At 61.5% G+C, this 16,280-nt stretch carries 19 protein-coding genes and 1 tRNA gene; 5 read left to right on the forward strand and 15 right to left on the reverse strand.

The window, feature by feature from the left end; genetic code table 11:
• Positions 1-12: 12 nt before the first annotated feature.
• The 3 genes from iscR to trmJ all read right to left on the reverse strand — a co-directional run bounded on the left by iscR (position 13) and on the right by trmJ (position 2,227).
• Positions 13-504 carry a Fe-S cluster assembly transcriptional regulator IscR gene (gene iscR, locus ACF8GF_RS02885; RefSeq protein WP_003248542.1) on the reverse strand — a complete coding sequence of 164 codons (492 nt, stop codon included), beginning with the start codon at positions 502-504 and terminating at the stop codon, positions 13-15.
• A gap of 178 nt (positions 505-682) precedes the next feature.
• Positions 683-1,468, reverse strand: coding sequence for a serine O-acetyltransferase (gene cysE, locus ACF8GF_RS02890; RefSeq protein WP_176685530.1), 786 nt, complete (start codon positions 1,466-1,468; stop codon positions 683-685).
• A 3-nt stretch (positions 1,469-1,471) separates the two neighbouring features.
• The gene (gene trmJ, locus ACF8GF_RS02895; RefSeq protein ID WP_176685529.1) at positions 1,472-2,227 is read right to left on the reverse strand and encodes a tRNA (cytosine(32)/uridine(32)-2'-O)-methyltransferase TrmJ; all 756 of its coding nucleotides are present in this window, start codon (positions 2,225-2,227) and stop codon (positions 1,472-1,474) included.
• A 151-nt stretch (positions 2,228-2,378) separates the two neighbouring features.
• Between trmJ and suhB the strand changes: the two genes are divergently transcribed.
• On the forward strand, positions 2,379-3,197 hold the full coding sequence (suhB, locus tag ACF8GF_RS02900) for an inositol-phosphate phosphatase (protein WP_003248548.1): 819 nt from the start codon (positions 2,379-2,381) through the stop codon (positions 3,195-3,197).
• A 168-nt stretch (positions 3,198-3,365) separates the two neighbouring features.
• Here the strand turns inward: suhB and ACF8GF_RS02905 are convergent, their stop codons facing one another.
• From ACF8GF_RS02905 to queA, 6 genes are all read right to left on the reverse strand, one after another.
• Positions 3,366-3,908 (reverse strand): glycine zipper 2TM domain-containing protein, encoded by a 543-nt coding sequence (locus tag ACF8GF_RS02905; RefSeq protein ID WP_010952063.1) that lies wholly within the window; start codon positions 3,906-3,908, stop codon positions 3,366-3,368.
• A gap of 119 nt (positions 3,909-4,027) precedes the next feature.
• Positions 4,028-4,936, reverse strand: coding sequence for a protein translocase subunit SecF (secF, locus tag ACF8GF_RS02910; protein WP_176685528.1), 909 nt, complete (start codon positions 4,934-4,936; stop codon positions 4,028-4,030).
• A 10-nt stretch (positions 4,937-4,946) separates the two neighbouring features.
• Positions 4,947-6,809: a protein translocase subunit SecD gene (gene secD, locus ACF8GF_RS02915; RefSeq protein WP_209967932.1), complete on the reverse strand. Its 1,863-nt coding sequence runs from the start codon at positions 6,807-6,809 to the stop codon at positions 4,947-4,949.
• Between the two features lie 63 nt (positions 6,810-6,872).
• Positions 6,873-7,208, reverse strand: a complete 336-nt coding sequence (gene yajC, locus ACF8GF_RS02920) for a preprotein translocase subunit YajC (RefSeq protein WP_003248556.1) — start codon at positions 7,206-7,208, stop codon at positions 6,873-6,875.
• A gap of 42 nt (positions 7,209-7,250) precedes the next feature.
• A complete protein-coding gene (gene tgt, locus ACF8GF_RS02925; RefSeq protein WP_014589748.1) occupies positions 7,251-8,366 on the reverse strand; it encodes a tRNA guanosine(34) transglycosylase Tgt in 1,116 nt (371 codons plus the stop codon).
• A 14-nt stretch (positions 8,367-8,380) separates the two neighbouring features.
• Positions 8,381-9,430 (reverse strand): tRNA preQ1(34) S-adenosylmethionine ribosyltransferase-isomerase QueA, encoded by a 1,050-nt coding sequence (gene queA, locus ACF8GF_RS02930; RefSeq protein ID WP_021781763.1) that lies wholly within the window; start codon positions 9,428-9,430, stop codon positions 8,381-8,383.
• Between the two features lie 105 nt (positions 9,431-9,535).
• Here queA and ACF8GF_RS02935 point away from each other — a divergent pair.
• The 3 genes from ACF8GF_RS02935 to ACF8GF_RS02945 all read left to right on the forward strand — a co-directional run bounded on the left by ACF8GF_RS02935 (position 9,536) and on the right by ACF8GF_RS02945 (position 11,180).
• Positions 9,536-9,620 (forward strand) — tRNA-Leu (locus ACF8GF_RS02935).
• A gap of 262 nt (positions 9,621-9,882) precedes the next feature.
• Positions 9,883-10,530: a trypsin-like peptidase domain-containing protein gene (locus ACF8GF_RS02940; RefSeq protein WP_176685539.1), complete on the forward strand. Its 648-nt coding sequence runs from the start codon at positions 9,883-9,885 to the stop codon at positions 10,528-10,530.
• Positions 10,531-10,700: 170 nt separating this feature from the next.
• Entirely contained in the window at positions 10,701-11,180 is a 480-nt protein-coding gene (locus ACF8GF_RS02945; protein WP_176685526.1) for a GNAT family N-acetyltransferase, read from the forward strand.
• A gap of 10 nt (positions 11,181-11,190) precedes the next feature.
• On the opposite strand, the gene ACF8GF_RS02950 is transcribed toward ACF8GF_RS02945, so the two are convergent.
• Together ACF8GF_RS02950 and ACF8GF_RS02955 are read right to left on the reverse strand one after the other, a co-directional pair.
• A complete protein-coding gene (locus tag ACF8GF_RS02950) occupies positions 11,191-11,487 on the reverse strand; it encodes an addiction module antidote protein (protein ID WP_176685525.1) in 297 nt (98 codons plus the stop codon).
• Positions 11,484-11,777 (reverse strand): type II toxin-antitoxin system RelE/ParE family toxin, encoded by a 294-nt coding sequence (locus tag ACF8GF_RS02955; RefSeq protein WP_176685538.1) that lies wholly within the window; start codon positions 11,775-11,777, stop codon positions 11,484-11,486. Before ACF8GF_RS02955 ends, ACF8GF_RS02950 begins: the two co-directional genes overlap by 4 nt.
• 223 nt (positions 11,778-12,000) lie before the next feature.
• Between ACF8GF_RS02955 and ACF8GF_RS02960 the strand changes: the two genes are divergently transcribed.
• Positions 12,001-12,894, forward strand: coding sequence for a bestrophin family ion channel (locus ACF8GF_RS02960; RefSeq protein ID WP_176685524.1), 894 nt, complete (start codon positions 12,001-12,003; stop codon positions 12,892-12,894).
• A 37-nt stretch (positions 12,895-12,931) separates the two neighbouring features.
• Here the strand turns inward: ACF8GF_RS02960 and phnE are convergent, their stop codons facing one another.
• The 4 genes from phnE to ACF8GF_RS02980 are packed head-to-tail and all read right to left on the reverse strand — an operon-like array spanning position 12,932 to position 16,177.
• Positions 12,932-13,699 carry a phosphonate ABC transporter, permease protein PhnE gene (gene phnE / locus ACF8GF_RS02965; RefSeq protein WP_176685523.1) on the reverse strand — a complete coding sequence of 256 codons (768 nt, stop codon included), beginning with the start codon at positions 13,697-13,699 and terminating at the stop codon, positions 12,932-12,934.
• The gene (locus tag ACF8GF_RS02970; protein ID WP_176685522.1) at positions 13,696-14,523 is read right to left on the reverse strand and encodes an ABC transporter permease; all 828 of its coding nucleotides are present in this window, start codon (positions 14,521-14,523) and stop codon (positions 13,696-13,698) included. The genes phnE and ACF8GF_RS02970 overlap by 4 nt, the downstream gene beginning before the upstream one ends.
• Entirely contained in the window at positions 14,517-15,326 is an 810-nt protein-coding gene (locus ACF8GF_RS02975; protein WP_176685521.1) for an ATP-binding cassette domain-containing protein, read from the reverse strand. Before ACF8GF_RS02975 ends, ACF8GF_RS02970 begins: the two co-directional genes overlap by 7 nt.
• Positions 15,323-16,177, reverse strand: a complete 855-nt coding sequence (locus ACF8GF_RS02980) for a putative selenate ABC transporter substrate-binding protein (protein ID WP_392487625.1) — start codon at positions 16,175-16,177, stop codon at positions 15,323-15,325. Before ACF8GF_RS02980 ends, ACF8GF_RS02975 begins: the two co-directional genes overlap by 4 nt.
• Positions 16,178-16,280: the final 103 nt, after the last annotated feature.

Raw genomic sequence — 16,280 nt, forward strand, 5'->3', positions numbered from 1 at the left:
CGTCCCAGGGGGTCAATCGACGGCAGACGTCTCAATCTTGTCCAGCTGGGCGGTTCGTCCTGCGACACGCCGCAGGTCCTGGCGCTGGGCGACTTCCTGCACATCACGGCGCTTGACGAGGTCGGCCAGGCTTATACCGCTGAGGAATTCATGGATCTGCTGGCTGAGGTCGCACCACAGGTGGTGGGTCAGGCAGGTATCACCGGCATGGCAGTCCCCGAGGCCCTGGCAACGGGTGGCATCGACCGATTCGTTGACCGCATCGATGACCTGGGCCACCTGGATGGTTTCCATGCCCCGCGACAGCTGGTAGCCACCGCCCGGACCGCGCACGCTGGAAACCAGGCTGCTGCGGCGCAGCTTGGCGAACAGCTGCTCCAGATAAGAGAGGGAAATGCCCTGGCGCTCGGAAATATCGGCCAAAGACACCGGCCCATGCTTCGCGTGCAACGCCAGATCGAGCATGGCGGTCACAGCGTATCGGCCTTTGGTAGTCAGTCGCATGGCTATTGGGTACCACGGGAGTTTCGGGATGTGTGCGAGTATGCGATTCCCGAGCATTTAAGTCAACTATTAGACCTACTGCTTTAGTCGGGTTTGCATCAGGGAGGCGGGCGCGATTGTAGCAGACGAGGGGCGTGAGCACACGCCCGCATGTCAACATGATTTCAGCACGGCGCGATCAATGCGACTGAGTGTCGCGCTGGGCCACCTGAGCAACCTCGGTGAAGTCGTCCTCCGGCAAGGCCGGCAGTTCTTTGGCACAATAGTCACTGCCCATCTTGGTCAGCGCGCCACACATACCCTCCAACCGTTCGTCGACGGCCTGCAGATGATCGAGCATCTGGCCGATGGCCCGCGCCACCGGGTCGGGCATGTCGCCGCTGACACCGTAGGCGTCAAAGCCGATCTTCTCGGCCATTGCCTTACGCTTGGCTTCGACTTCAGTGTCCTCGCTCTTGACGATGATCCGCCCTGGAATGCCTACCGCCGTAGCCCCAGCCGGCACTGCCTTTGTGACCACCGCATTGGAACCGATCTTGGCCCCGGCGCCGACGGTGAAAGGCCCCAGGACCTTGGCACCCGCCCCTACCACCACGCCGTTCTCCAAGGTGGGGTGGCGTTTGCCTTTGTTCCAGCTGGTGCCACCGAGCGTCACGCCCTGGTACAGGGTGACGTCATCGCCGATCTCGGCGGTTTCGCCAATGACGATGCCCATACCGTGGTCGATGAAAAAGCGCCGGCCAATGGTGGCGCCCGGGTGGATTTCGATACCGGTCAGCCAGCGGCCGAAATTCGACACCAGCCGGGCCAGCCATTTGAAATCACGCCTCCACAGGGCATTGCCCAGGCGGTGCAGCCAGATGGCATGCATGCCGGGGTAGCAGGTGAGCACCTCGAAGGCATTGCGCGCAGCCGGGTCACGGTGGAATACGCTTTGAATATCTTCACGCAGGCGTTCGAACATCTGTCAGTCCTTCCGTTTATGCGGCTCGCCCCGGACCACTTTCTGGGTCTCGGTGAGGATGCCGCGCAAAATGCTCATTTCCGAACGCTCGACCGCCACCCGCCCATACAGCCGGCGCAGGCGCGGCATCAGGTGCTTGGGCTTTTCGGGGTCGAGGAAGCCAATGCCCACCAGGGTTTTCTCCAGGTGGTCGTAGAACAGCTCCATTTCATCCATGGTCGCCAGCTCAGTGGCATCAATCTTCTCGACTTTGCCCGGCACCTCGCCGGCAGCCAGCCAGGCCATGCGCACCTCGTAGGAAAGCACCTGCACGGCAGCAGCCAGGTTCAGCGAGCTGAAGTCGGGATTGGAGGGAATGTGCACATGGAAGTGACATCGCTGCAGTTCTTCGTTGGTCAGGCCGGCGTGTTCGCGCCCGAACACCAGGGCGATTTCCTCGCCGCCATTGGCATGTTCCACCGCCTTGGCACCGCACTCACGCGGGCCGATCAACGGCCAGGGAATGCTGCGCTCGCGGGCGCTGGTGCCCATCACCAGGTTGCAGCCGACCAGCGCCTGTTCGAGGCTGTCGACCACCTGGGCGTTATCCAGCAAGTCGTCGGCGCCCGAGGCACGGGCACTGGCATCCAAGGCGGGGAATTCTTTCGGCTGCACCAGCACCAGACGCGACAAGCCCATGTTTTTCATGGCACGCGCAGCGCCGCCGATGTTGCCGGGGTGGCTGGTATTGACCAGAACAACACGAATATTTTGCAGCAAGGTGTTGTGCTCACAGATGCAGGAATCAGGGCCTTCGATCTTACAGAACCGACAGACGTAACGCCATGAAAGCAAATGTGACACTTCTGCCGCCAAAGTTTTCTGCTAGAATGATCGGCTTTCTTCTTTAACATCTCCAGGTGACCCGCCCATGCAGCCTATGCTGAATATCGCCCTGCGCGCCGCTCGCAGCGCCAGTGAACTGATTTTCCGCTCCATCGAACGCCTGGATAGCATCAAGGTCGATGAGAAAGAGGCCAAGGACTACGTTTCCGAAGTCGATCGCGCCGCCGAGCAAAGCATCGTCAACGCCCTGCGCAAGGCCTACCCGAACCACTCCATCCAGGGCGAGGAAACCGGTCTGCACGCGGGTAGCGGCGAAGAAGGCAAGGATTACCTGTGGATCATCGATCCGCTGGACGGCACCACCAACTTCCTGCGCGGCATCCCGCACTTCGCCGTCAGCATCGCCTGCAAGTACCGCGGTCGCCTTGAGCACGCCGTGATCGTCGACCCGGTTCGCCAGGAAGAATTCACCGCCAGCCGGGGCCGTGGCGCCCAACTCAACGGCCGCCGCCTGCGCGTCAGCTCGCGTACAAGCCTGGAAGGCGCCCTGCTGGGCACCGGCTTCCCGTTCCGTGATGGCCAGATGGCGGACATGGACAACTACCTGGGCATGTTCCGCGCCTTGACCGGCCAGACCGCCGGCATCCGCCGCGCCGGCTCCGCCAGCCTGGACCTGGCCTACGTGGCCGCTGGCCGCTTCGACGCCTTCTGGGAGTCGGGCCTGTCCGAATGGGACATGGCAGCTGGCGTGCTGCTGATCCAGGAAGCCGGTGGCCTGGTGAGCGACTTCAACGGCGGCCACGACTTCCTCGACAAAGGCCACATCGTTGCAGGCAACATCAAGTGCTTCAAGGCGGTACTGACTGCCATCCAGCCACACCTGCCAGAAAGCATGAAGCGCTAAGCGCAGATTGCCGGCAAACAAAAAGCACCTCTCGAGGTGCTTTTTTTGTGCTTGGTGGTTTTGCGTGGCCTGTGCCGGCCTCTTCGCGGGCAAACCCGCTCCTACATGGATCGCATGCCCCTGTAGGAGCGGGTTTACCCGCGAAGAGGCCCGTACAGACAACGCAAATTACTGCCCAGCCTCGCTCAGGATCAACTTGCCATTCTTGTCCAACGGAATGGTCGACCCCGGTTCGCGATCCATCTTCACCTTGCCTACCTGATCACCGATGGAATAGGTCACGTTGTAGCCCACTACCTTCTCGCTGATGTCGTTGACCGTGTTGCAGCGGGTTTGCGTGGTTGTGTAGGTATCACGCTCCTGCATGCCTTCCTGCACCTTGTTACCCGCATAACCACCACCGACCGCACCGGCCACCGTGGCAATCTTCTTGCCGGTACCGCCACCAATCTGGTTACCCAACAGACCACCTGCCAACGCACCGACTACGGTACCGGCAATCTGGTGTTGATCCTTGACCGGCGCCTGCCGCGTCACAGTCACGTCCTTGCAAACTTCACGCGGGGTTTTCACCTGCTGCTTGATCGGCTGCACGTCAGTCACCTGGGCGACTTCAGGGCCTTTGTTCACCAAGCTGTAGGTCGCCACAGCACCTCCGGCAGTTACACCGACAGCACCCAGCACCGCACCCACCAGCATTGATTTATTCACGTGAACCTCCTGATCGTACCAGCGGGCATGAACCCGCGCTTCTCCCAGCCTTGGAGCAAAAAAAAAGGCGCGAGTTCAACACTCGCGCCTTTTCACCGCCAGGCGGCGCAGCGAAGAACTTACGGACGATCGTCCACACCCTCGGCCTTGACCGGCGGAATGAGATCTTCGCTGCTCAGGTTCAGCCAGATCAGTACCACGTTGGCGATATAGATCGACGAGTAAGTACCGGCCATGACACCAATGAACAGTGCCAGTGAGAACCCGAACAGGTTGTCACCCCCGAAGAACAGCAACGAGGCGATGGCCAACAGGGTCGAAACCGAAGTGGCGACGGTACGCAGCAGGGTCTGGGTGGTGGAAATGTTGATGTTCTCGATCAACGAGGCCTTGCGCATCACGCGGAAGTTCTCGCGCACCCGGTCGAACACGACAATGGTGTCGTTCAGCGAGTAACCGATGATCGCCAGTACCGCCGCCAGCACCGTCAGGTCAAAGGTGATCTGGAAGAACGACAGGATACCCAGCGTTACCACCACGTCGTGGATCAGCGAAACGATCGCCCCCACGGCGAACTTCCACTGGAAGCGGAACGCCAGGTAGATGAGGATGCCGCCCAGGGCCAGAAGCATGCCCAAGCCGCCCTGGTCACGCAGCTCTTCACCCACTTGCGGGCCGACGAACTCGACACGCTTGACCTTGGCCGGGTTGTCGCCGCCAACCTTTTGCAAGGCTTCGGCCACCTTGTTACCCAGCATCGGGTCGTCGCCCGGCATGCGTACCAACAGGTCGGTGGTAGCACCGAAGCTCTGAACCACGGCTTCGTGGAAGCCGGAATTGACCAGCTCGGCACGCACAGCCTTGACGTCGGCCGGGCGTTCGTAGGTCAACTCGATCAGCGTGCCCCCGGTGAAGTCCAGCCCGAGGTTCAGGCCCTTTTGCCACCAACTGAACAGCGCCAGCACGGTGAGGAGCACGGTGACGGCGAACGCGACTTTGCGCACACCCATGAAATTGATGGTTTTCATCGCAGCTCCCTCAAACCCACAGCTTCTTGATGTCACGCCCGCCACAGGTCAGGTTGACCAATGCACGGGTCACCATGATGGCAGTGAACATCGAGGTGAAAATCCCGAGGGACATGGTGACAGCAAAGCCTTTGACCGGGCCGGTACCCATGGCGAACAGGATGCCGCCGACCAACAGAGTGGTCAGGTTGGCGTCGACGATTGCCGAGTAGGCGCGATTGAAGCCTTCGTGAATGGCGCGCTGCACCGACATGCCAGCAGCGATCTCTTCGCGAATACGCGAGAAGATCAGCACGTTGGCGTCCACCGCCATACCCATGGTCAATACGATGCCAGCGATGCCCGGCAGGGTCAGGGTCGCCCCCAGCAGCGACATCAACGCCAGCAGCAGCACCATGTTGCCCGCCAGGGCGATGGTGGCCAGCACGCCGAAGGCGCGGTAGATGGCAATGATGAACAGAGAGACAAACAACATGCCCCACAGCGAGGCGTCGATACCCTTGGTGATGTTGTCGGCACCCAGGCTTGGGCCAATGGTACGCTCTTCAGCGAAGTACATCGGGGCGGCCAGGCCACCGGCACGCAGCAGCAGTGCCAGCTCCGACGATTCGCCCTGACCGTTCAGGCCGGTGATGCGGAACTGGCTGCCCAGTGGCGACTGGATGGTCGCCAGGCTGATGATTTTCTTCTCTTCCACAAAACTTTGTACGGCAACGTCCTTCTCGACGCCACCGACAGTCTGCTTGACGTAGCGGGTCACCGGCTTCTGCTCGATGAAGATCACCGCCATGCTACGGCCGACGTTGCTACGGGTAGCACGACTCATCAGCTCGCCACCGTGACCATCCAGGCGGATGTTCACCTGCGGGCTACCATGCTCGTCAAAACTGGCCTGGGCGTCGGTAACCTGGTCACCGGTGATGATCAGGCCACGCTCGACGGCAGCGGAGCGGCCGCCTTCACGGAACTCGAACACCTCGGTGGTGGCCTTGGACGCGCCCGGCTCGGCACCGAAGCGGAACTCAAGGTTGGCCGTTTTACCAAGGATACGCTTGGCTTCGGCAGTGTCCTGCACACCTGGCAGTTCGACCACGATACGGTTGGCGCCCTGGCGCTGTACCAGCGGCTCGGCCACACCCAGTTCGTTCACGCGGTTGCGCACGGTGGTGAGGTTCTGCTTGATCGAGTATTCGCGGATCTCGGCGACTTTCGCCTGGGTCAGCGCCAGACGCAGCACCGCAAGCTCGTTGCGCTCGGTGGTGGTCAGGTCGAAATCATTGAAATTCTTGCGGATCAGGGCACGTGCCTGTTCGCGGGCAGTATCGTCAGCGAAGCCCAGCATGATGCCGCCATCCTGCTGAGGCAGGCTGCGGTAGCGGATGCGCTCTTTGCGCAGCAAGGTCTTGACCTCGCCTTCGTAGACTTTCATGCGGGCAGTCATGGCCTTGTCCATGTCCACTTCCAGCAGGAAGTGCACACCACCGGACAGGTCCAGGCCCAGCTTCATCGGGCTTGCGCCCAGGTTGCGCAGCCATTGCGGGGTAGTCTGAGCCAGGTTCAGGGCCACGACGTAATCATCGCCCAGTGCCTTGCGCACTACATCCTTGGCTGGCAGCTGGTCTTCCTGATTGGTCAGGCGGATCAGCCCGCTACCCTTTTCACCCAGACTTGCGCCCTTTACAGCGATCTTGGCATCGACCAGCGCCTTGCTGACGCGATCGAGGTCGGCCTGATTCACCTGCAGCGCCGAACTGGCACCGCTGATCTGTACCGCCGGGTCATCCGGGTAGAGGTTGGGAGCGGAATAAATGAAACCGACCACCAGTACCAGCACGATCAGTGCATATTTCCACAGAGGATATTTGTTCAGCATCACGCCGCCCGTTCAAGACGCGGGGCGCGTTGCGCGCCCCGACTGGAAAATAAAACCGGTAACTCAGATAGCCTTGAGCGTACCTTTTGGCAGGGTCGCAGCAATGGCACCCTTCTGGAACTTCAGTTCGACAGTGTCGGATACTTCCAGCACCACGAAATCATCGGAAACCTTGACGATCTTGCCGGCGATGCCGCCGTTGGTGACAACTTCGTCACCTTTCTGCAAGTTGCTCAGCAGGTTCTTCTGCTCTTTCGCGCGTTTGGCCTGCGGGCGCCAGATCATCAGGTAGAAGATGACCAGGAAACCGACCAGGAAAATCCACTCGAAGCCGGTACCGGCTGGGCCAGCGGCAGGTGCTGCAGCGTCCGCGTATGCGGCGGGGATGAAGAAGCTCATTGGGCACTCCTAATGTAATTTTCTAATAATGGATGCGGACAGTCAGTCCAAGGGCGGTACAGGAAGCCCGCGCTTGGCGTAGAAGGCGTCGACAAAGGCGGCCAATTTACCCTGTTGAATAGCCTCGCGTAAACCGGCCATCAAGCGCTGATAATGGCGCAAGTTGTGGATGGTATTCAGCATGCTGCTCAGCATTTCGCCGCATTTGTCCAGATGATGGAGATAGGCGCGCGAGAAGTTGGTGCAGGTATAGCAGTCACAGGTCGGGTCCAGCGGCGATTCATCGTGACGATGGAACGCGTTGCGGATCTTGATCACCCCTGTATCGACGAACAGATGACCGTTGCGCGCGTTACGCGTCGGCATCACGCAGTCGAACATGTCGACGCCGCGGCGCACACCCTCAACGAGATCTTCCGGTTTGCCTACCCCCATAAGGTAACGAGGTTTGTCAGCAGGCATCTGGCCCGGCAGGTAATCCAGCACCTTGATCATTTCGTGCTTGGGCTCGCCCACCGACAGGCCGCCGATGGCCAGGCCATCGAAACCGATATTCTCCAGGCCTTCCAGCGAGCGCATGCGCAGGTCCTGGTACATGCCACCCTGGACAATGCCGAACAGCGCGGCGGTGTTGTCGGCGTGGGCGTTCTTCGAGCGCTGGGCCCAGCGCAGCGACAGCTCCATGGAAGTGCGTGCCACATCGTGCTCGGCCGGGTACGGGGTGCACTCGTCGAAGATCATTACCACGTCCGAGCCCAGGTCACGCTGCACCTGCATCGACTCTTCCGGGCCCATGAACACCTTCGAGCCATCGACTGGCGAGGCGAAGGTCACGCCCTCTTCCTTGATCTTGCGCATGGCACCCAGGCTGAACACCTGGAAACCACCGGAGTCGGTGAGGATCGGGCCTTTCCACTGCATGAAATCGTGCAGACCGTTGTGCTTCTTGATCACCTCGGTGCCCGGACGCAGCCACAGGTGGAAGGTGTTGCCAAGGATCATCTCGGCGCCGATGGCCTCGATATCGCGTGGCAGCATGCCCTTGACCGTGCCATAGGTACCCACCGGCATGAATGCCGGGGTTTCCACGGTGCCACGTGGGAAGGTGATGCGACCACGACGGGCCTTGCCGTCGGTGGCCAGCAGTTCGAAGGACATTCGACAGGTGCGACTCATGCTTGATCCTCGGGCCCGCGTGGCGCCGGATTGCGGGTGATGAACATGGCATCACCGTAACTGAAGAAGCGGTACCCGTGCTCGACCGCCGCTGCATAGGCAGCCATGGTCTCGGGGTAGCCGGCGAAAGCCGAGACCAGCATCAGCAGCGTGGACTCCGGCAGATGGAAGTTGGTGACCAGGGCATCGACCACATGGAACGGGCGGCCCGGGTAGATGAAGATGTCGGTGTCGCCACTGAAGGCCTTGAGCACGCCATCACGCGCGGCGCTTTCCAGCGAACGCACACTGGTGGTGCCAACCGCGATCACCCGACCACCACGGGCCCGGCAGGCCTCGATGGCATCGACCACGTCCTGGCCCACTTCGAGCCACTCTTTATGCATGTGGTGGTCTTCGATCTTGTCGACCCGCACCGGCTGGAAGGTGCCGGCGCCCACATGCAGGGTGACGAAGGCGCGTTCGACACCCTTGGCTGCGATCTTTTCCAGCAGCGCCTCGTCAAAGTGCAGGCCCGCAGTAGGCGCGGCGACCGCACCGGCGCGCTGGGCGTACACGGTCTGGTAGCGCTCACGGTCGGCGCCCTCGTCCGGGCGGTCGATATAGGGCGGCAACGGCATATGGCCGACACGGTCGAGCAACGGCAGCACCTCTTCGGTGAAGCGAAGCTCGAACAGCGTGTCATGACGCGCGACCATTTCGGCCTCGCCACCGCCATCGATGAGGATGACCGCGCCTACCTTGGGCGCCTTGCTGGCGCGCACATGGGCCAGCACCCGGTGGCTGTCGAGCACGCGTTCGACCAGTACCTCCAGCTTGCCGCCGGAGGCTTTCTGGCCAAACAACCGCGCCGGGATCACCCGGGTGTTGTTGAACACCATCAAGTCGCCGGGGCGCAGATAGTCGAGCAAGTCGGGGAATTGCCGGTGCGCCAGCGCGCCGGTAGGCCCATCGAGCACCAGCAGACGGCTGCCATGGCGCTCGGCCAACGGGTGGCGGGCGATCAGGGAATCAGGGAGTTCGAAGGAAAAATCGGCGACGCGCATGATGATGTTCGGTTCGGCAGGGCCGGGAAGTTTAGCCCAATGTGTGAAAATTGACCATGAAAGCCGATTGACCGACCAGCGGCACCTCTTTATACTGCGCGCCACGCCCTGATGGCGGAATTGGTAGACGCGGCGGATTCAAAATCCGTTTTCGAAAGGAGTGGGAGTTCGAGTCTCCCTCGGGGCACCAAATCCGGAAAAAACCGACCTTACGGTCGGTTTTTTTGTGCCTGCGATTCACGCCCGTCATTGACGCCGCCCCCCTGACTCCCACGCCTCCCCCCATACCTGCATTCTATTGGCCGCGCCTTGCACTAGCACTTAAGCTGTCATTCGTCAGATATATTCCGAAAGTATTGTTAGAGTAATGGCACTTCGCCATAGTGGCGCCCCCCCTTTCTCCACGCAATGTGTGTCCCATGAAAACAATCGCGCCCTGCATGGCGGCAATGATGCTGCTCAGTGGGTGCAATGGAGTGCCAACGTCGTACGTTTCAGATCCCGTCTACAGCCAGGCGTTCGTGGTTACCTCAGGTGCCCCGCTGCCCATGTTGCTGATGGCCAGCGCCATCCAGTGGAACGAGGATTACGCTGTAACCGCCAAACACACCCCCTTCCTGCGCAACGTGGTCCACGAGGGCCTCGGTGACGTAGTGTTCTTCAAGCACAAAGCCAGCAGCGTGCCGCACTGGCGCCAGTACGTGCCTGGGGAAGCCGTGACGGCGGTGGGCTTCAACAGTTTCATGATGCCGATGCAGGGCAAGGGCCATGCCCTGTCGTCGCTGGTACGGCTTGAAGGTACGCCTGGCAGTGTCTTCTACTCAGTACATGACGGCCCGATCACCAAGGGCATGTCGGGTGGGCCTGTGTTTGCCGATGACGGCAAGGTGGTAGGCATCAACGTCGCCATCATTCCCACCAGCGAGATCGACGCCGGCAAGCGCCCGGACCTGGCCGGTAAGGATCGCATCAGCGTATTCATGTCATTCAACGAGATCGACAAGGAATGGCGGCGCTATCAGTACCTGTTGGCGCACAAGGCCAAGCCGAGGGCGCCGGCTGCGGTCAAAGGCTACGTGGCGGTGGCCGCCAAGCCGTGAATCGGGGCGCGGTGTTGGATGGAAAGCGGCCTATGATGTGAGGCTGATGGCCTCTTCGCGGGTAAACCCGCTCCCACAGGGCCTGCACAGGATTTGAGCCTTGTGCAGTACCTGAGGGAGCGGGTTTACCCGCGGAGAGGCCCTGCCAGCCAACGCGAGAAGGACCTGCCATGCACCTGACCCACCGCCCCATCCGGCCAGAAGACATCCCCGTTATCTGCAGCTTCCCGCAGAGCCCGGACGAACTGTTCTACATGTTCCCCAAAGCCACCTACCCCCTCACCCCCAACCAGCTGAGCGACGCCATAGCCCAACGCAGCGGCTCCACGGTAGTGGAAGGTAACGGCGCTGTCCTGGCCTTCGCCAATTTCTACAAAGCCGAACATGGCGGCCTATGTGCCCTGGGCAACGTAGTGGTGGCCCCCAGCGCCCGCGGCCTTGGTGTAGCGCGTTATCTGGTAACGGCCATGATCGACCTCGCCCGCCAGCAGTACAGCGCCCGGGAGGTTTGGGTGTCATGCTTCAATCACAACACCGCCGGCCTGCTGCTTTATCCACAGCTGGGCTTCACACCGTTCGGCATAGAGGAGCGGCAGGCGTGGGACGGCACGCGGGTAGCGTTGGTGCAGATGAAGCAAATACTGGCTTAACCGAGCTGGATCAGCGGGTCATTACATGCGGCTGAACGAGAAGGTCCACCCCCAGAGCACGAATGACCCTCAATACAGTGTCAAAACGAGGCTTCGCGCCAGGGCTCAGCGCCTTGTACAGGCTTTCTCTACCCAGCCCACTCTCCGTAGCAATATGTGTCATGCCCCGTGCACGAGCGATATGGCCAAGTGCTCGAATGATTTCCTCGGTATCGCCATCTGATAGCACCTGGCTAAGGTATTCACTGATTGCCTCATCGCTGCTCAACAAGGCTGCCATATCAAACGGGATCAATTTTTCGCTCATTTCATCTCCTTCAGCAGCTTTCTGGCTTTGAGGATGTCGGCGGCCTGGGTGGACTTGTCGCCGCCGACCAGCAGTAAAACCAACCTCTGCCCCTTTTGCGTGAAATAGACGCGATAACCGGCAGCTATGTCGATGCGAAGCTCACCAATACCGCCTCCAAGCCACTTGAAGTCACCAAGATTGCCCGCCGCTGCTCGCTCCAGCCTACGACCTATCGCCAGCCTGGCCCTCAAATCTCTCAAGCTCGATAGCCAAGCGGCAAAGCTTTCCGTCTGTTCAACGAGAAACATCAAGAGGTCACCCAATCGTATCCTTATGGATACACCCATTCAAGGATTGAAGCGGCCCACTCTGTCGTTTTTGAGCTGAATCAGGAATTCAGGCACATCTGATAGGCTGGTCGGATTTTCCCCTTCGTTTCAACTACAAAATCCCTTGCAACATTCAACCCTCGAACCTTCGACGAGCCTCGGCGTCCCATCCTGCATCCCCCGCGTTTCGAGGTGCCCCCGCGTGAAAGACGTCATCGCCCGCAAGTACCGCCTGGTGGTGAAGACCATCGGCTATATTGGCTGGTCGCTGTTCTGGCTGCTGATCTGGGATGTGCTGGTCACCCTCGATTTCATGCTGTTCTTGAACAGCAAGTTCACCCTGCCACTGATCCCGTTGACCTTGCTGGGCTCAGCCCTGGTGGTGCTGGTGAGTTTTCGCAACAGCAGCGCCTACAACCGCTGGTGGGAGGCTCGCACCCTATGGGGGGCGCTGGTGAACAGTTCGCGCAGCTTCGCCCGGCAGACGCTGACGCTGATCGATGACCCGGATGACGGCCTGAACCCGGTCAAGGCCACCCTGCTGCGCCGGCATATCGCCTATGTGAACTGCCTGGCGGCGCACTTGAAAGGCGAAAGCTGCCCGGAGGAACTGATGGCCTTCATCCCCCCGGCGGAGTTCGAACGGCGCAACCGCTCGAACAATTTCGCCAATGACATCCTCAGTGGCTCTGCGGCCTTGCTCGCGCGGGAGTACCAGGCCGGGCGGCTGGACAGCATTCGCCTGGCGCGACTGGAGTCGACGCTGGTAGACCTGTCTAACGCCCAGGGTGGCATGGAGCGGATTGCCAATACGCCGCTGCCCTACCCCTATGTGTATTTCCCACGGCTGTTCATCACGCTGTTCTGCCTGATCGTGCCGGTGGGGCTGGTGGAGTCGCTGGGCTGGTTCACGCCGCTGGCGTCGACGGTGGTAGGGTTCATGTTGCTGGCTATCGAGCGCATCGGCACGGATTTGCAGAGCCCGTTCAGGTTCAGCGAGCATCAGATCCAGATGGATACCATCTGCGAGACGATCGAGCGCAACCTGGAGTCGATGCAGCGGGAGGCGCAGTGTGCCGAGGCCGTAAGCGTCTGAGAGATTTTTGGGGATGCCTTGCAACCCCGCCTACCCATCAGGCCCGTACATAACGCTGACGCAATACATCACTCAACAGATCCACGAACAACACCAACACCAACATACCGATGATCACCGTGCTGGCCTGGGCCTCCTGGAACAGGCTCAAGGTGGTGTACAGCATCTGCCCCAACCCACCCGCCCCGACGAACCCGAGCACGCTGGCCATGCGGATGTTGTTCTCCCAGCGGTACAAGCTGTAGGCCAGTAACTGCGGCCACAGGTTGGGCAGGGTGCCAAAGCAGAACGCCGCCACCTGGCTGCCCCCCTGCAAACGGATCGCCGCCGCCGGCTCGGGCGGGGCGTTCTCAAGCGCCTCGGCAAACAGCCGCCCCAGCACGCCAGCGGTGTGCAACGCCAAAGCCAGGGTACCGGCATTCGGCCCGAGCCCGGCCGCCAGCACAGTCAGCGCTGCCCACACCAGTTCAGGAATGGCACGCAAGGCATTCAGCAGCAGACGCGCCGCCCCTTGCAACGGCCAACCGAAGCGGCCCGCCGCCGGCAGTGCCAGCAACATTCCCAATACCATTGCCAACAAGGTGCCCATGCCAGACATGGCCAGGGTTTCCAGCGCCCCGCGCCACACTGCCTTGAGGTGGCCGGTAGACAGATCCGGCTGCAAGAAGCGCCCGGCGTACTCGCCCATCTGCCCCAGCCCGCCATTGCCGACCAGTGCGTGCAAGTCCAGTTCCAGGTATGCGAACGAGGCCGCCACCGCTACCGCGAGGGAGCCCAGCAGCAGCAGGTTGATTACCCGGTTCATGCCAGCCTCCAGCGCAGCAGGCGGCTGAGCAGGTCGGCCAGGATCACCAGCAGCAGGAACGTCAACAGCATGCTTGCCACTTGCGCACCCGCAAACATGCGCATCGACAGGTCGATCTGCTGGCCAAGCCCGCCAGCACCGACGAAGCCCATCACCACCGAAGCCCGCACCGCGCACTCCCAGCGGTAGACGGTGTACGACACCACTTCGCTGGCGGCATTGGGCAGGATGCCGTAGAAAAACGCCGCCAGCCGGCCACTGCCCGCCTGCAACAAGGCATGCGCCGGGCGCTGGTCGACCGACTCGAAGATTTCGGCGTAAACCTTGCCGAGCATGCCACTGTAGGTGATGGCGATAGCCAGTACGCCCGCCGTCGGCCCCAGCCCCACGGCGCGCACGAACAGCAACGCCCAGACGATCTCCGGCACGCTACGCAGGAAAATCAGCAGCCCGCGCACCGGCAGGCGCAACAGTCGCGACCACAACCCGGCCCGCCCGCCGCGTGAAGCAGCACGCAAGGACAAGGCACGGCTGGCCAGCAAGCCAGCCGGGATCGCCAACAACAACGCCAGCGCCATGCCGGCAGTCGCCACGGCCAGGGTCTGCAAGGTGGCCTCATACAATAGAGCAAGAAAATCGGCATCATGTGCCGGCGGCCAGAAGGCGCTGGTGAAGCTGGCAATCTGCTGACGGTTGTCCGCCTGCAGCAGCACCCCAGGGTTCAGTTCGCTTGACTGGATAGCCGGCCACAGTATTGCCACCGCCAACAGGGCCAGCAGCAACCGCGGCAGCAGGGCCGGGTCGCGGGCGTCGGCCTTCAGCATCGCGGAATCTGCACGGTCAGGGCCGGCCCCTGGGTGGGCGGCGGAGCCAGTTGTTCGTTGGCATATAGCGCGTCCAGCAGTTGCTCGGTGACCACTTCGGCCGGGCAGTCGAACACAACCTGCCCTTCCCGAATACCAATCACCCGCGGAAAATGCGCCAGCGCCAGCTCTACAGCGTGCAGGCTCGCCACCAACGTCACGCCAGTGGCTTGGGCATGGCGATTGAGCAAGGCGAGGCTGTGGTCAGCCAACACCGGGTCCATGGCCGATACCGGTTCGTCGGTCAGCAGCACCTGCGGCCGCTGGTACAACGCCCGAGCAATGCCCACCCGCTGCAACTGGCCACCGGACAACTGCCCACACTGCACGAACAGCTTGTCGGCCAGGCCCAGTTCGGCCAACGCCTCGCGCGCCCCCGGCACATCGCTGGGACACAGCAGGTTGAGCAAACTGCGCAGCGTACCCCACTGCCCCAGACGACCCGCCAGCACTGCGGTCACCACCCGCTGACGCGGTGGCAAAGGCGGCGACTGATGCACCAGGCCAACCCTCGCGCGCAGGCGCTGGCGTGCCCTTGCCGACAGTGCCCAAGGCTGCTCGCCAAGCAACTCAAGGCGCCCACTGCTGGGCTGAACGGCCGTGGCCATCAGGTGCAGCAAGCTGGACTTGCCCGCTCCCGACGGCCCGATGATGGCCACACGCTCGCCCTGCGCGATACGCAGGCTCACCGCATCAAGCGCGCGTACCTGGCCATGGCGCAGGCTGGCACCGTGCAGATGGATTGCCACATTCGAAGCTGTCACTTGAGCAGGCCGGCCTCGCGTGCAGCTTGTTCGGTGCCCTTGTAGTTCTCAGGCTTGGTCTCGATGAAACGACTGGCGGCCTGCAGGTCAAGGATGGCCTTGTGCTCCGGATTGCTCGGGTCAAGGTCCAGGAAGGCTTTCTTGATTTTCTGTTTCAACGCCGGGTCCATGTTGCCGCGCACGGTCCAGTTGTAGTCGAAGTAGGTCGGGGTGGTGGCGAACACCTTCACCTTGGTGGTATCGACCTTGCCGGCATCCACCAGCTTCTGCCACACGCTGGCGTTCAGCACGCCACCCTCGACCTTGCCAGCCTGCACCCAGGCCACGGTGGCATCGTGGGCGCCGGAATAGGCCACGCGGCTGAAGTAATCTTCAGGCTTGATATTGTCCTGCTTGAGCATGAAGTAACGCGGCATCAGGCTGCCCGAAGTAGACGAAATGGAACCGAAGGCAAACGACTTGCCCTTCAGATCGCTCAGGCTTTTCACGTCGGGGTTGGCGGTGATGAACTTGGACGTGAACTGTGCGTCCTGCTCACGCTGTACCAGTGGCGTGGCGGTCGGGTCCTTCAGGTGCACCTGAACGAACGTGAAGCCCCCCAGCCAGGCCAGGTCGAGGCGGTCTGCGGCCAGCGACTCGACCACCGCCGGGTAGTCGGCCACGGGTACGAACTTCACCTCCATGCCCAGTTGCTTGGCCAGGTACTCACCCAAAGGCTTGAACTTGCGCTGCAGTTCGGTCGGCGCTTCGTCGGGGATGGCGCTGACCCGCAGGATTTCGGCGGCCTGAACGACAACAGCACAGCAAGACAGCACGAGGCCGGCGGCGAGCGCCAAGGGGCGTTTGAGCATGGGTGTTCTCCGGTTCAATAGCGGGGAAGTGCCGACACATTTGCCGGCACCGGGAATTATAAGAGGCAAGGGCCCAAAGGCCAGCTTTGCTACAATCGCGCAA

This window comes from Pseudomonas sp. yb_5 (assembly GCF_043103865.1).
Taxonomy (GTDB): domain Bacteria; phylum Pseudomonadota; class Gammaproteobacteria; order Pseudomonadales; family Pseudomonadaceae; genus Aquipseudomonas; species Aquipseudomonas putida_Y.